Below are 15,459 nucleotides of genomic sequence, written 5' to 3'. Positions count from 1 at the left end.
AAGTTCCAATATGAAGGCTAGGCCAGTTTACGAGACATTGAAGCAATAATCTTTAAAAGATTACAAATATATGGCGTATATGGCTGTTATGACCTTAAACCGATGCCTTTTGTCACCAAATAATGGGCAATTGCGTATAAAACCACAACAAAAACGCTCAACACGCTGAATGCAGTCACAATACCCACATCAGAAACACCCAAGAAGCCATAACGGAACGCATTCACCATGTAGACGATTGGGTTCACTTTCGATACGCCCTGCCAAAACTCCGGCAACAAGCTAATGGAGTAAAATACGCCGCCTAAGTAGGTCAATGGGGTTAACACGAACGTCGGGATAATCGAAATATCATCAAACGTCTTGGCATATACGGCATTGATTAGGCCGCCTAAAGCGAATACCACTGAGGTCATAAACACAGTAGCGATAATCACGCCCCAATGCTCGACCTGCAAATCAACAAACAGCAGCGACACGAATGTCACGATAGTACCGACCAATAAACCACGTACAACGCCCCCCATCACAAAGCCCGCGATGATGACGTAGTTTGGCACTGGCGCGACCAATAGCTCTTCAATATTGCGCTGGAACTTTGCACTAAAGAAAGACGACGCGACATTAGAATAAGAGTTAGTGATCACCGACATCATGATCAAACCCGGCACAATATATTCCATGTAGCTAAAGCCGCCCATTTCACCAATGCGAGAGCCAATCAAACTGCCGAAAATGATGAAGTACAGCGTCATGGTAATCGCTGGTGGCACTAACGTTTGCACCCAGATACGAGTAAATCGGTTAACCTCTTTGGTCAATAAGCTACAAAAAGCTGTCAAGTAGAGTTTATACATCTTGCACACCTCGGCTCTGTTTCTGAACGATACTGACAAACAGCTCTTCTAATCGATTTGCCTTATTACGCATCGACATGACTTGAATGCCCTGCTCCGATAATTGGCTGAATACATGGTTTAAACCTTGCGTTTTTTCCAACTCAATTTCTAGCGAGCCATTAACCAAGGTTTGCGAAATCACGCCTTGCAGTTGCGGTACTTCCCCTTCTCCTGCGAGATCGAGAATAAAGGTTTCTACATCCAATTTTGCCAACAAGTCTTTCATGCTGGTGTTCTCAATCAGCTCACCACGGTTGATAATACCGATGTTGCGACACAGCATTTCTGCCTCTTCGAGGTAATGAGTGGTCAAGATGATGGTAATGCCTTGCTGCTGGTTGATCTCTTTTAAGAAATCCCACATTGAGCGTCGCAGCTCAATATCCACCCCTGCGGTTGGTTCATCTAAAATCAGCAGTTGAGGCTCATGCATCAATGCGCGAGCGATCATCAATCTACGTTTCATACCACCAGACAAGTTACGCGCACGTTCACTGCGTTTTTCCCACAGTTCGAGTTTAGTTAGGTACTTTTGCGCACGTTCTTTGGCTAAGGCTTTTGATACGCCGTAGTAACCCGCTTGCTGTAATACGATTTGCTCAACGGTTTCAAACTGGTTGAAGTTAAACTCTTGAGGCACCAAACCTAGGTTTTGCTTGGCTAATTCAAGATCGGTATCAATGTCATAACCAAAGACTTTAACCTGACCGGAGGTCTTATTTACCAATGAAGAAATCACTCCAATCGTGGTCGACTTACCTGCACCATTTGGTCCAAGCAACGCATAAAAGTCGCCTTTTTCTACGTTAAGGCTGACCCCTTTTAGCGCTTCAAAACCGCCTGCGTAGGTTTTTCTTAATTGCTCAATTTCTAATGCATACATAGCTATTTGCTTTTTACCATTCGATATTAGCATTGAGTTTATCGTCGAATGACGATGAATACAATTAGACCTTTCTAATTTATTAGAAATAAAAAACGCCAATGACAAAATCATTGGCGTTTCAAATAGGGTGATTAAGGTAACCTAAGCTGCGCTGATATTCTCATGTTCATAACTATCGACATGCTTAATCGCTGCACGCAGCGCTTCGTAACGGAACGAGAATGTATTCTCTACTGGCACAAGATCCAAGATATGGAACTTCTCTAGCTGCTGCCAGATGGTTTTGTTCGGACATAACAAGTAAACCGCACAGTTAGCATCTAACGCGTCATTAATGGCATTTTCTAATGCAAGACCAACGGTAACGTCAATCATAGGTACATCTGTCAAATCCAGAATCATCGCTTCATAATCAGAAATACTGCTGTGCTGACGCGATATCGCTTTAGAGACACTGAAGATCATCGGGCCTGAAAGATAGAAGAACAGCACTTTGCCATTGGCCTTATCTAATAAGCCCCGTTCGCTGTCCGTCAGTGGGACATCATCTTCATCAGCATCACTGATGGCTTTCACTTGGCGCGCTTGCTCACGGCTCAAGCGTTCGATGATGATGATGTTCGAGATGAATACCCCAAGGCCAACTGCGACAATCAGGTCGACAAACACGGTCAAAAGCATTACGCCATACATGATGGCCATACCCTGAACACTGACCTTATGCGCGCGCTGGATGAAACTCCAATCAAGAATATTGAAACCCACGTACACCGCAATACCTGCCAATACGGCCATTGGGATAGGCTCGGTTAAGCCCCCCGCGACTAACACTACCAAAGCCAACATCAGCGCACGAATGACACCTGAAAGCGGCGAACGTGCTCCCACTTGAATGTTGGTCACGGTGCCCATGGTTGCACCGGCGCCCGGCAATGCACCAAATAGACCAGACAACATGTTAGCTAAACCTTGGCCACGTAATTCTTTGTCGGAATCATGCTCTTTACGTGTCAGTGAATCCCCAATTACGGCGGTCAATAAGGTATCGATACAACCTAATGTACCCAGAACTAACGCATCAATGACCATAGTGGTCAGCATTTCAGGGTTGATATGCGGCATTACTAACGATGGTAAACCCGCGGGAATTTCACCGATACGACGAATCGCATCAGTATCAAAGACAATCACCGAAAGCAGTGTCACTGCGACCAACGCCACCAACTGTGCAGGGACATATTTACGATATTTATCGGGGAAGAAAAACAAAATGCCAAGAGTTAACAAGCCTAAAAAGAGCTCACTAAACTTCATATTTGCTAAGGTATCTGGCAGTGCTGACAACGTCCCCATTACACCGCCAGAAGGGGCGGCATGACCAAGCAAAGGCGACAATTGCAGAATAATCAGTATTACACCGATACCGGACATAAAGCCGGATATGACGCTATAGGGCATCAAAGTAACGTACTTACCTAGTTTTAGCGTGCCAAGTAATACCTGAAATGCGCCCGCCATCATAACCACAGTAAAGGTCATAGCCATGCCCGTTTCTGGGTACTTAGCCATCATACTGGTTAACACTGCGGTCATGATTACTGTCATCGGGCCGGTTGGCTCCGATATTAAGGTAGAAGAACCACCAAACAAGGCGGCAAATAAGCCCACCATGATTGCGCCCCACAAGCCGGCTTCTGCACCAGCGCCCGAGGCGACACCAAAGGCTAATGCTAAAGGCAACGAAATAATCGCAGTGGTGACACCACCAAATAAATCACCCTTAAAATTGATGTCTTTAAAACGATCTCCGAACAAACTATCGCTCCCTGTTCAATGCCGATAACTGGCGTAACTGTAACAAATGTTATGAGTTACTTAGAAGTGTTAAGTTAGATAGATTTTCTAGGTCTTATCACTGCAATGATTAAATGAGGCTAAGTTTATGGTTTTTCTGGCTTGAAGACGTCAGATGAGTAGAGGTAAGCGTAATTTTAACGAGATTGGAATTGTAACATTGTGTATATTATCGCCTAGAAAAACTAGGGATATAGTGAACACAATGCCAGAAATCAAACAACTATTTGATAATAACTCTAAATGGTCAGAAGAAATCAAATCAGAACGACCAGAATATTTCGCTAAATTAGCACAAGGACAAAAGCCTGATTTTCTTTGGATTGGCTGCTCAGATAGCCGTGTCCCAGCCGAGCGACTCACTGGCCTTTTTTCTGGCGAGTTGTTCGTTCATCGTAATGTGGCTAACCTGGTTATTCATACCGATCTTAACTGCTTATCTGTCGTTCAATACGCAGTCGATGTTCTCAAGGTTAAACACATCATTATTTGTGGTCACTATGGGTGTGGTGGTGTGAACGCCGCTATTGATAATCCAAAGCTGGGATTAATCAACAACTGGCTACTGCACATTCGCGACATCTACCTCAAGCATCGTAGCTACCTAGACCAAATGCCAGAGCAAGAGAAGGCAGACAAACTCAGCGAGCTTAATGTTGCTGAACAGGTATATAACCTAGGGAATTCCACCATTATGCAAAACGCATGGGAACGCGATCAGGAAGTGGAAATTCATGGCGTGGTGTATGGCATTGATGATGGTCGCTTGGAATATCTAGGGATCCGTTCTCACTCACAAGAGACGGTGGAAGAATGCTATCAAACAGCCCTCGAGAAGATCCTAAACCCTGATTACAAACTATTGTGTCGCTAACACGAATTTTCTAGCGCGCTTAAAAATAATAAACCCATCGCATGCGATGGGTTTTCTTTTGCTATTTAGTTAGGTTTCATTATTCCTGAGGAACAACCTTACCAATGTATGGTAGATGACGGTATTTTTGTGCGTAATCAATACCAACACCCACAACGAATTCATCAGGGATCTCAAAACCGATCCATTTAACTGGCACATCCACTTCACGGCGTGAAGGTTTATCTAAAAGCGTACAAATCTCTACTGATTTAGGCTCACGTAGTGATAAAATCTCTTTCACTTTGCTTAGCGTGTTACCCGTATCAATAATGTCTTCTACTAACAGTACATCTTTACCTTTAATGTCATCATCTAGATCTTTTAGGATACGGACATCACGAGAGCTTTCCATCGTATTGCCGTAGCTAGACGCTGTCATAAAATCAACTTGGTGTGTCAGATCAATCGCTCGCGCTAGGTCCGCCATAAATACAAATGAACCACGTAATAGACCTACTAAGACTAAATCTTCACTACCTTTGTAGTGCTCGGTGATCTGCTTACCCAGCTCCTGAACACGTTCGCTAACTTCCTGCTCAGAAATCATTACTTCTACTGTATGTTTCATACCAATCTCATTTATTCAATTTCAGTACCGAACCCATAAAGCGTAGATCAGATACTGGCGGATGTTTTCAAGCGCGTAGTTTAACACCAGCAAAGAAGCAGAATAAACCTCGCCACTGCAAGAAATCGATGAAACAGCTTCAAACAGTATGACATTAAGCACGGTTACTAATAAAAGTGATTATAAATTGTACTGAAAATATTGACCTTCAAAATATGCACCATTACACTCATTGGTGCTATATGCAATTAATAAAATACTAACTAGGGCAAAGCCCAGTGACCCACCATTGTGTGCAGCTAACCGAAGAGAAAGCGCACGTGTAGAACAATGACGGGTAAACAACTCAAATTGGCAAGGATTTAAAAAATGGACTCAATTGCAAAAAGACCTCGTACGCGTCTTTCCCCAAAAAAACGTAAGCAACAACTCATGGACATCTCTTTAGAGGTGTTTGCTCGTCGTGGTATTGGTCGTGGTGGTCACGCTGATATCGCAGAAATTGCACAAGTTTCTGTTGCCACCGTATTTAACTACTTCCCAACTCGTGAAGACTTAGTCGATGATGTACTGAACTATGTGGTTCGTCAGTTCTCGAACTTCCTATCAGATAACATTGACCTAGACTTACATGCGAAGGAAAACCTATCTAACCTTACGTCAGCAATGGTTAACCTAATCGCTGAAGATTGCCACTGGCTAAAAGTATGGTTTGAATGGAGCGCGTCAACGCGTGATGAAGTATGGCCACTGTTCGTTACCACTAACCGCACTAACCAATTGCTAGTACAAAATATGTTCGTGAAAGCGATTGAACGTGGCGAAGTGTGTGACCAACATGACCCAGCGGATCTTGCAACGTTATTCCACGGCATCTGTTACTCACTGTTTGTACAAGCGAACCGTACACACGATGAGAAAGCACTGCTTAAGCTAACTGATAGCTACCTAAATATGCTGTGCATTTACAAAGCTGACTAACACTTGTTGAAATGACAAAGGCTGATGCAGAACATCAGCCTTTTTTAATGCCCGCTAGATACAAAAAAACCGCTGATGAATCAGCGGTTTTTATCATTTAATCTTCAAGAAAAATCATTTTTTCTTTTTAACTGCTTTCTTGTTTGGCAGGTCAGTGATTGAACCTTCAAATACTTCAGCGGCTAGACCTACAGACTCATGTAGAGTTGGGTGAGCGTGAATCGTTAGTGCGATATCTTCTGCGTCACAACCCATTTCGATTGCAAGACCGATTTCGCCAAGTAGTTCACCACCGTTAGTACCCACGATAGCACCACCGATTACGCGGTGAGTTTCTTTATCGAAGATTAGCTTAGTCATACCATCTGCACAGTCAGATGCGATTGCACGGCCTGAAGCTGCCCATGGGAATGTCGCCACTTCGTATTTGATGCCTTCTGCTTTCGCTTCTTTTTCTGTCTTACCAACCCAAGCAACTTCTGGCTCAGTGTACGCAATTGAAGGAATAACTTTAGGATCGAAGTAGTGCTTCTTACCAGAAATAACTTCTGCTGCAACGTGGCCTTCATGCACACCTTTGTGAGCAAGCATTGGTTGGCCAACGATATCACCGATAGCGAAGATATGAGGTACGTTTGTACGCATTTGCTTGTCTACGTTGATGAAGCCACGCTCATCAATTTCTAGACCCGCTTTCTCACCATCAATTAGTAGACCGTTTGGCACACGACCGATCGCAACTAGAACAGCATCGTAGCGCTCAGCTTCTGCTGGTGCTTTCTTGCCTTCCATTGAAACGTAGATACCATCTTCTTTCGCTTCAACTGCCGTTACTTTCGTTTCTAGCATTAGGTTGAACTTGTCTTTGATACGCTTGGTGTAAACCTTAACGATATCTTTGTCCGCCGCAGGAATGACCTGATCGAACATCTCAACAACGTCAACTTGAGAACCTAGAGAGTGGTAAACCGTACCCATTTCTAGACCGATGATACCACCACCCATGATAAGCAGCTTTCCTGGAACTTCTTTCAGCTCTAGTGCATCTGTAGAATCCCAAATACGTGGGTCTTCATGTGGAATGAATGGTAGTTTGATTGGGCGAGAACCCGCAGCTACGATTGCGTTATCGAAGTTTACTGTTGTCGCTTCGCCTTCACCTTCTACAAGGATAGAGTTAGGACCAGTAAATTTACCGTAACCACTTACTACTGTAACGTTACGCATCTTAGCCATACCGCTAAGGCCGCCAGTCAGTTGGTTTACAACTTTTTCTTTCCAGATACGGATCTTGTTGATGTCAGTTTGTGGTTCACCGAACACGACACCGTGATCAGCCATCGCTTTCGCTTCTTCGATCACTTTAGATACGTGAAGTAGCGCTTTTGATGGGATACAACCAACGTTTAGACATACGCCACCAAGAGTGCTGTAGCGCTCGATAAGTACAGTCTCAAGACCTAAGTCTGCACAGCGGAATGCAGCGGAGTAACCAGCAGGACCAGAACCAAGTACAACAACTTGGGCTTTAATTTCTTTGCTCATTTTGACCTCTTGTAGTCATTATCCCTAACAGGCTGAGTGGGTATTGATGTTATTTGTTCAAAGGGTTTTATTTTAAACAGCTATTTTCAGACCGTTAATAGTTTACAGAGATGTTAACGATGTGAAAAGTAAATCAATTTAGCCTGTGAGCTAGACAACAATTCGACTTTTAAACCTAACTACCACGAAGGCAAGTCGGATTATTTAAGATTCTTGGGGACTAAGCCCCTAGTAATAGAGGCGGCTATTAGGCCGCCTCTCAATCCGTTCAATTATAGAACTAGACGACGGATGTCTGATAGTGCACCGTTTAGGAAAGTGATGAAGCGCGCACCTTCAGCACCATCGATCACACGGTGGTCGTATGATAGAGACAGTGGAAGCTGTAGGCGAGGTTCAAACTCTTTACCATTCCATACAGGTTTCATTTCAGACTTAGACACACCTAGGATACCAACTTCTGGTGCATTTACGATTGGCGTAAACGCTGTGCCGCCGATACCACCAAGGCTAGAGATTGTGAAACAACCGCCTTGCATGTCAGCTGCAGTTAGCTTACCAGCACGTGCCTTCTTAGACACTGCCATTAGCTCTTCAGATAGCTCGTAGATGCCTTTCTTGTTCACGTCTTTGAATACAGGAACAACTAGGCCATTTGGCGTATCAACTGCGATACCTACGTTTACGTACTTCTTAAGAATGATGCTTTCGCCATCTTCAGATAGAGAAGAGTTAAACGCAGGGAACGCTTCTAGTGCTTTAGCAACTGCTTTCATGATGAACACAAGAGGAGTGATCTTCATGCCAGTGTCTTTCTTCGCTTCGATTGCGTTCTGTTCTTTACGGAATGCTTCTAGCTCAGTGATGTCTGCGTTATCCCACTGTGTAACGTGAGGGATCATTACCCAGTTACGGTGTAGGTTAGCACCAGAGATCTTCTTGATCTTAGAAAGTTTCTGAACTTCAGTCTCGCCGAACTTGCTGAAGTCAACTTTTGGCCAAGGTAGTAGACCAAGCGCAGAGCCGTCACCGCCTTTGCCAGCTGCCGCAGCACCAGACTCAAGACGCTTAAGCGCATCTTTAACGTAGTTTTGAACGTCTTCTTTTAGTACGCGGCTCTTACGGCCTGTACCTTTCACTTTCGCTAGGTTTACGCCAAATTCGCGAGCTAAACGACGTACAACTGGAGACGCGTGAGCGTATTCGTTGTTCTCTTGGAACTCATTTGCTGCCGGTGCTTCTGCTTTAGCTGCTGGAGCAGGTGCCGCAGCAGGCGCTGGATTTGCTGCTACTGGAGCAGGTGCTGCGCCCGCTACCTCAAATACCATGATTAGAGAACCAGTCGTTACTGAATCGCCTTCAGCAATCTTGATCTCTTTAACTGTACCTGCGAATGGTGCTGGAACTTCCATAGAAGCTTTGTCGCCTTCAACAGTGATTAGAGATTGCTCTTCTTCCACTGTATCACCAATTTTAACCATGATCTCAGTAACTTCTACTTCGTCACCGCCGATATCAGGAACGTTTACTTCTTTGTCCGCTGCAGCTGCTGGAGCCGCCGCTGGCGCTTCTGCTGCAACAGGAGCTGGAGCCGCTGCTGCTGGAGCACCAGAACCTGCCACCTCAAATACCATTACAAGAGAACCAGTTGTTACTGAATCGCCTTCAGCAATCTTGATCTCTTTAACTGTACCTGCGAATGGTGCTGGAACTTCCATAGAAGCTTTGTCGCCTTCAACAGTCAGAAGAGATTGCTCTTCTTCTACTGCATCGCCAACATTAACCATGATTTCAGTTACTTCTACTTCATCGCCACCGATATCTGGAACGTGAACTTCTTTCAGTTCTGCCGCTGCTGCTGGAGCTGGAGCTGCTGCTGGAGCTGCTTCTGCCGCAGGAGCAGGTGCAGCTTCAGCTGCACCCTCGGCTTCGAAAATCATGATAAGAGAACCAGTCGTAACAGAATCGCCTTCCGCTACTTTGATTTCTTTAACGATACCTGCTTGAGACGCTGGCACTTCCATAGAAGCTTTGTCGCCTTCAACAGTGATCAGGGATTGCTCTTCTTCAACCTTGTCGCCAACGCTTACAAGAATCTCAGTAACTTCAACCTCATCCGCACCGATGTCAGGTACATTAATTTCGATTGCCATTGCTTATTTACCTTCTAGTTAAGCGCTGTATTAAGCGTATTGTGGGTTTGTTTTTTCAGTGTCAATGTTGAACTTAGCAATTGCTTCAGCAACAACAGACTTCTCAACATCACCACGTTTCGCTAGTTCAGTTAGTGCAGCAACTACTACGTAGCCTGCGTTCACTTCAAAGTGACGACGTAGGTTTTCACGGCTGTCTGAACGACCAAAGCCATCAGTACCAAGTACTTTGTAAGACTCAGTTGGCATGTAAGCACGTACTTGCTCAGCGTAGTTCTTCATGTAGTCAGTTGCCGCGATTGCTGGCTCGCTACCTAGAACTGTTGTGATGTAAGGTACTTTCGCTTCTGCTTCTGGGTGAAGCATGTTGTAACGCTCTGCGTCTTGACCGTCACGAGTTAGCTCGTTGAACGATGTTACAGAGAATACATCTGAAGCTACGCCGTACTCTTCGCTTAGGATAGTCGCTGCTTTACGTACTTCGTTCATGATAGTACCAGAGCTCATGAGCTGAACTTTACCCTTAGCACCTTCGTGAGACTCAAGCTTGTAGATACCCTTACGGATGCCTTCTTCAGCGCCTTCTGGCATTGCTGGCATTGCGTAGTTCTCGTTCATTACTGTTAGGTAGTAGTAAACGTTCTCTTGCTCAGGACCGTACATGCGACGGATACCGTCTTGCATGATTACCGCTAGCTCGTAAGCAAACGTTGGGTCGTAAGAGATACAGTTAGGGATAGTGTTCGCTTGGATGTGCGAGTGACCATCTTCGTGCTGTAGACCTTCACCGTTCAGTGTTGTACGACCAGCTGTAGCGCCTAGTAGGAAGCCACGAGCTTGTTGGTCACCTGCTAGCCATGCCATGTCACCAATACGTTGGAAACCGAACATTGAGTAGTAGATGTAGAACGGGATCATTGGCAGATCGTTTGTGCTGTAAGAAGTCGCAGCAGCAACCCAAGATGCCATTGAACCTAGTTCGTTGATACCTTCTTGAAGAACTTGGCCTGATGTTGCTTCTTTGTAGTAAGAAACGATGCCTTTATCTTCTGGTGTGTATTCTTGACCGTGTGGGTTGTAGATACCAACCTGACGGAATAGACCTTCCATACCGAACGTACGTGCTTCATCACAGATGATAGGAACAATGTTCTTACCAATGTTCTTATCTTTAAGCAGGATGTTCAACGTACGTACGTAAGCCATAGTCGTTGAGATTTCACGCTTTTGAGCACCTAGTAGAGGAGCGAACTCTTCTAGCTCAGGAACTTTAAACTCTTGAGTGAAGTTTGGAAGACGAGCAGGCGTGTAACCGTGTAGAGCGTTACGACGTGCGTGCAGGTATTCGTATTCAGCAGAACCTTCTTCCAGTTTTAGGTAAGGAAGTTCAGCTACTTTCTCATCAGAAAGGATGTCTTGTAGGCCTAGACGGTCACGTAGGTATTGTACGTGAGTCATGTCCATCTTCTTAACACCGTGTGCGATGTTCTTACCTTCTGCAGCTTCACCCATGCCGTAACCTTTAACAGTCTTAGCTAGGATTACAGTTGGCTTGCCACCTGTCTCTTTTGCATTGTTGAATGCAGCGAACAGTTTAGAAGAATCGTGACCACCGCGCTTAAGCTCGAAGATCTGCTCGTCAGTCATGTCTGCAACTAGTGCAGCTGTTTCTGGGTACTTACCAAAGAAGTGCTCACGTACGTATGCGCCATCTTTAGATTTGAATGTTTGGTAGTCACCGTCGATAGTTTCGTTCATTAGTTGAAGAAGCTTACCTGTGGTGTCTTTAGCTAGTAGAGAATCCCAGTTGCTACCCCAGATAACTTTAACAACGTTCCAACCTGCGCCTTTAAATAGGCCTTCAAGTTCTTGGATGATGCTACCGTTACCCATTACAGGGCCGTCTAGACGCTGTAGGTTACAGTTGATTAGGAAACATAGGTTATCTAGCTTCTCACGCGCAGCGAAAGAAATTGCACCACGTGATTCTGGCTCATCCATCTCACCGTCGCCTAGGAAAGCGTACACACGTTGAGCAGAAGTATCTTTAAGGCCACGGCCTTCTAGGTACTTAAGGAAACGCGCTTGGTAAATAGCAGAGATAGGACCAAGACCCATAGATACTGTTGGGAACTGCCAGAACTCAGGCATTAGTTTAGGGTGTGGGTATGAAGGGATACCTTTACCGTCTACTTCTTGACGGAAGTTGTCTAGCTGCTCTTCAGTTAGACGGCCTTCAACAAATGCACGAGAGTAGATACCTGGAGAGATGTGACCTTGGTAGTAGACTAGGTCGCCACCGTCTGTCTCGTTAGGAGCACGGAAGAAGTGGTTGAAACACACTTCGTAGAACGCTGCAGCTGACTGGTAAGAAGCCATGTGACCACCTAGGTCTAGGTCTTTCTTAGATGCACGCAATACGATCATGATTGCGTTCCAGCGGATGATTGAACGAATACGACGCTCAAGAGTTACATCACCAGGGTAAGCTGGTTCTTGTGCTGCTGGAATAGTATTGATGTAGTTTGTGTTGATACCTGTTGGCATATCAACACCATCTAAACGTGCTTTTTCTAGAACGGTTTCTAGTAGAAACTGTGCGCGTTCTACACCTTCTTCACGAACGACTGATTCAAGGGCTTCTAGCCAATCTTGAGTTTCCAGTGCATCTACGTCATGCTTCATGTCAGACATGGCGATCTATCCTTCTGTTGGTTGGATCTACTTATTCGTTACCCTGCTGAATTCGACGAAGTGAGCGCTCACGGCGTGATTCTTCTCTCGTCAAATCCAACAATGTTTCTTCAATATAAGCCAAATGTGAGTGAGACATTTCACGCGCCTTTTCAGGCTGACCTGAAACAATCGCATCCACAATATTAGCTCGGTGTTTGCTGACTTTATCCACCACGTCTTCGCGGCGGTGCAGTAACTTTAAATTCTGTAAAATATTTTGCTCTAGCAAAGGGGCAAGGCTGCGAATGATGTGTAATAACACCACGTTGTGCGCCGCTTCCGTTAAAGCAATCAAAAACTGCATTACGGCAGCAGCTTCAGCTTCAACATCTTGCTTGCCTTGCTCTTTGGTAATGCACTCAAGCGACGCTTGAATACGAGCAAAATCTTCATCGGTTCCACGCAATGCTGCAAAGTAAGCTGAGATACCTTCCATCGCATGGCGCGACTCCAATAAATCCAGCTGAGTTTCAGAGTGACTAGACAATAAATTTAGCAGAGGATCGGAAAAGCTTTTCCAAATTGTCTCGCTAACAAACGTACCGCCGCCTTGGCGACGAGTAAGAAGGCGTTTAGCTTCCAAGCGTTGAATGGCTTCGCGAATTGAAGGACGAGACACATCAAACTGTTTAGCCAGTTCGCGCTCTGGTGGCAATTGTTGCCCCGGAGACAGTGTTCCCTCCACGATCAGCCTTTCTAACTCTTGTTCAATAACATCAGAAAGTTTCGGCTGACGAATCCTTTGATAAGCCATATTTATTGTTCTTCTACTGATTGCAGTTAATTGGTATTACCAATTTTATGTTGGGCAAGAAATTAACATAATTTAAACGCAAGTTCCAGACAAAAGTTGACCCAAATCATAGAACCGCTATAGCACATACACTTTGATAACAATAGATGATTAAAACAGCAATCAAATTGGTCTTACCAATTACAATATGTAAACAGATGGGAATAAAGCGTGCTAGGCATCACAGGGTAATTGGTAAGTTTTAAATGAATATGAAAGGATGTTTGAAAATTAAGTAAGAAGTGAGCAAGTGTCAGTGAAAATGATATTGCGACTAAGGCTTTCCAAATGTTCACAGAAACAAAAAAGCGAAGCCATGTAGCTTCGCTTTCGTTAAGGGGTTTTCTGTTACTTTGCTTCTATATGGTCAATCATGAGCTGCAAAGATTGATTGCCGCGAAACTCATTAATATCCAACTTATAGGCGAGATGCACTGTTTTTACCGACGCATCTGGCCAACGACGTAAATCGACATTAAAAGCAATACCATCAATCATCACATTGGTTGGATGACCTTTAAATAATGGCTCTAGCATCAACTTCAAGTGCTTCTCACCCACCAATTTTTGGTGCAGCACTTTAAACTCGCCATCAAAAATAGGTTCAGGGAACGCTTGCCCCCATGGCCCACCAGCGCGGAGCATTTGCGCCACATGCATAGAGAACTCTTCCGGCTTTAGCTCACCATCGGAAAGTACGACTCCTTTAAGCGCCGCTTCATCAAGATCTTGTTCAACCGCTTCATCAAACAAACGCGAGAAACGTTCGAAGTTTTTCTCTTCAATCGAGAGACCAGCCGCCATCGCATGGCCGCCAAACTTAAGAATCAGCCCCGGATTTTGCGTATCGATACGATCTAAAGTATCACGCATGTGCAATCCAGGAATAGAACGACAAGAACCTTTGATTAGGCCATCTCCTCCATCCGCAAATGCAATCACCGGACGGTGGAACTTCTCTTTAATACGAGAGGCAAGAATACCAATCACCCCTTGATGCCAATCACGTTGGAACAACACTAGACCATAAGGTAGCTTGGCATTTTCACCAAACTGCAGACGCTCACAAAAAGCCATCGCTTCTTGTTTCATACCTTCTTCGATTTCTTTGCGTGTTTGGTTTAGGCCATCTAACTCACTTGCCATTCGACGTGCTGCGTGGATGTTATTGCTCATCAGAAGCTCTACACCAAACGACATATCATCTAAACGACCTGCCGCATTAATGCGTGGCCCTAGTGCAAAACCAAAATCAGAAGCGACCAAACGGCTAGCGTCACGCTTTGCGACTTCAATTAATGCTTGAATACCCGGACGAGCCTTGCCTGCGCGGATACGTTGCAAACCTTGGTGAACCAATATGCGATTATTTTCATCCAATGCCACTACGTCTGCGACAGTACCCAGCGCCACAAGGTCGATAAGCTCCATCAACTTAGGTTCCGCCATACCTTGCTCAGCAAACCAACCGGTTTTACGCATCTCTACGCACAGCGCCATCATGAGATAAAATGCAACACCAACCCCTGCTAGAGATTTCGAAGGGAAAGCACATTCTTGCAGGTTAGGGTTCACCATCGCATCCGCTTCAGGTAATACCGATCCCGGCAAGTGATGGTCAGTCACTAATACATCTAAACCTTGCTGCTTGGCGTATTTCACCCCTTCAATCGATGACACTCCATTATCAACCGTCATGATCACTTGTGCGCCAATCTCTATCGCTTGATCGACTACTTCCGGGCTTAAGCCATAACCATCTTCAAAACGATTTGGCACTAGGTAATCAACGTTTTGGCTACCCAGCATACGCAGCGCTAACACCGATAATGCAGAACTTGTCGCACCATCTGCGTCAAAATCGCCAACGACGATAATGCGCTTACCTTGACGAATCGCAGCAAATAACAACTCTACTGCACGTTCAATACCATGCAGTTGTTGGTATGAATGTAGCGCTCTAGCAGCTGTATCTAACTGGCTAGGGTCACTAATACCACGAGTAATGTAAATGCGTTTAAGTAAAGGAGGGATGGAGTCAGGAAGTAGAGTCAGATCAGCGTCTGGGCGACGTTGGATTTCTATCATAGCTATTGGCCGACGTTCTGAAGAAAAGGTCGCCACCTCA

At 44.9% G+C, this 15,459-nt stretch carries 11 protein-coding genes; 2 read left to right on the top strand and 9 right to left on the bottom strand.

Translation table 11 applies throughout. The annotated features are described in order from the left end of the window. Positions 1-86: 86 nt before the first annotated feature. The 3 genes from OH461_RS09590 to OH461_RS09580 all read right to left on the bottom strand — a co-directional run bounded on the left by OH461_RS09590 (position 87) and on the right by OH461_RS09580 (position 3,600). Positions 87-857 (bottom strand): ABC transporter permease, encoded by a 771-nt coding sequence (locus OH461_RS09590; protein ID WP_270020404.1) that lies wholly within the window; start codon positions 855-857, stop codon positions 87-89. Then, the gene (locus OH461_RS09585; RefSeq protein ID WP_270020403.1) at positions 850-1,782 is read right to left on the bottom strand and encodes an ABC transporter ATP-binding protein; all 933 of its coding nucleotides are present in this window, start codon (positions 1,780-1,782) and stop codon (positions 850-852) included. The genes OH461_RS09590 and OH461_RS09585 overlap by 8 nt, the downstream gene beginning before the upstream one ends. 144 nt (positions 1,783-1,926) lie before the next feature. Then, positions 1,927-3,600, bottom strand: a complete 1,674-nt coding sequence (locus tag OH461_RS09580) for a SulP family inorganic anion transporter (protein WP_270020402.1) — start codon at positions 3,598-3,600, stop codon at positions 1,927-1,929. A gap of 244 nt (positions 3,601-3,844) precedes the next feature. On the opposite strand from OH461_RS09580, the gene can reads away from it, so the two are divergent. Next, positions 3,845-4,513 (top strand): carbonate dehydratase, encoded by a 669-nt coding sequence (gene can, locus OH461_RS09575; RefSeq protein ID WP_270020401.1) that lies wholly within the window; start codon positions 3,845-3,847, stop codon positions 4,511-4,513. Positions 4,514-4,592: 79 nt separating this feature from the next. Here the strand turns inward: can and hpt are convergent, their stop codons facing one another. After that, entirely contained in the window at positions 4,593-5,123 is a 531-nt protein-coding gene (hpt, locus tag OH461_RS09570) for a hypoxanthine phosphoribosyltransferase (protein WP_270020400.1), read from the bottom strand. Between the two features lie 369 nt (positions 5,124-5,492). Here hpt and OH461_RS09565 point away from each other — a divergent pair, with 369 nt between their 5' ends. Next, positions 5,493-6,104, top strand: coding sequence for a LuxR/HapR/OpaR family quorum-sensing transcriptional regulator (locus OH461_RS09565; RefSeq protein WP_270020399.1), 612 nt, complete (start codon positions 5,493-5,495; stop codon positions 6,102-6,104). A 114-nt stretch (positions 6,105-6,218) separates the two neighbouring features. Here the strand turns inward: OH461_RS09565 and lpdA are convergent, their stop codons facing one another. From lpdA to recJ, 5 genes are all read right to left on the bottom strand, one after another. Beyond that, on the bottom strand, positions 6,219-7,649 hold the full coding sequence (gene lpdA, locus OH461_RS09560; protein WP_270020398.1) for a dihydrolipoyl dehydrogenase: 1,431 nt from the start codon (positions 7,647-7,649) through the stop codon (positions 6,219-6,221). Positions 7,650-7,921: 272 nt separating this feature from the next. Next, positions 7,922-9,802, bottom strand: coding sequence for a pyruvate dehydrogenase complex dihydrolipoyllysine-residue acetyltransferase (gene aceF / locus OH461_RS09555; protein WP_270020397.1), 1,881 nt, complete (start codon positions 9,800-9,802; stop codon positions 7,922-7,924). Between the two features lie 30 nt (positions 9,803-9,832). Then, a complete protein-coding gene (aceE, locus tag OH461_RS09550; protein ID WP_270020396.1) occupies positions 9,833-12,496 on the bottom strand; it encodes a pyruvate dehydrogenase (acetyl-transferring), homodimeric type in 2,664 nt (887 codons plus the stop codon). 31 nt (positions 12,497-12,527) lie between these two features. Further along, on the bottom strand, positions 12,528-13,292 hold the full coding sequence (gene pdhR / locus OH461_RS09545; protein WP_260259907.1) for a pyruvate dehydrogenase complex transcriptional repressor PdhR: 765 nt from the start codon (positions 13,290-13,292) through the stop codon (positions 12,528-12,530). A 387-nt stretch (positions 13,293-13,679) separates the two neighbouring features. Continuing rightward, the gene (gene recJ, locus OH461_RS09540) at positions 13,680-15,419 is read right to left on the bottom strand and encodes a single-stranded-DNA-specific exonuclease RecJ (RefSeq protein WP_270020395.1); all 1,740 of its coding nucleotides are present in this window, start codon (positions 15,417-15,419) and stop codon (positions 13,680-13,682) included. Positions 15,420-15,459: the final 40 nt, after the last annotated feature.

The sequence above is a fragment of the Vibrio sp. LaRot3 genome, from assembly GCF_027587025.1.
Lineage (GTDB): Bacteria > Pseudomonadota > Gammaproteobacteria > Enterobacterales > Vibrionaceae > Vibrio.
The sequence above is the reverse complement of the archived record's forward strand: the minus strand, read 5'-3'. Positions and strand labels throughout refer to the sequence as shown.

Bases quoted from the DNA above. Each gene is read 5' to 3' on its own strand.
- OH461_RS09590 (WP_270020404.1), bottom strand. From the start codon at position 857: ATGTATAAACTCTACTTGACAGCTTTTTGTAGCTTATTGACCAAAGAG.
- OH461_RS09585 (WP_270020403.1), bottom strand. From the start codon at position 1,782: ATGTATGCATTAGAAATTGAGCAATTAAGAAAAACCTACGCAGGCGGT.
- can (WP_270020401.1), top strand. From the start codon at position 3,845: ATGCCAGAAATCAAACAACTATTTGATAATAACTCTAAATGGTCAGAA.
- hpt (WP_270020400.1), bottom strand. From the start codon at position 5,123: ATGAAACATACAGTAGAAGTAATGATTTCTGAGCAGGAAGTTAGCGAA.
- OH461_RS09565 (WP_270020399.1), top strand. From the start codon at position 5,493: ATGGACTCAATTGCAAAAAGACCTCGTACGCGTCTTTCCCCAAAAAAA.
- lpdA (WP_270020398.1), bottom strand. From the start codon at position 7,649: ATGAGCAAAGAAATTAAAGCCCAAGTTGTTGTACTTGGTTCTGGTCCT.
- aceF (WP_270020397.1), bottom strand. From the start codon at position 9,802: ATGGCAATCGAAATTAATGTACCTGACATCGGTGCGGATGAGGTTGAA.
- aceE (WP_270020396.1), bottom strand. From the start codon at position 12,496: ATGTCTGACATGAAGCATGACGTAGATGCACTGGAAACTCAAGATTGG.
- pdhR (WP_260259907.1), bottom strand. From the start codon at position 13,292: ATGGCTTATCAAAGGATTCGTCAGCCGAAACTTTCTGATGTTATTGAA.
- recJ (WP_270020395.1), bottom strand. From the start codon at position 15,419: ATGATAGAAATCCAACGTCGCCCAGACGCTGATCTGACTCTACTTCCT.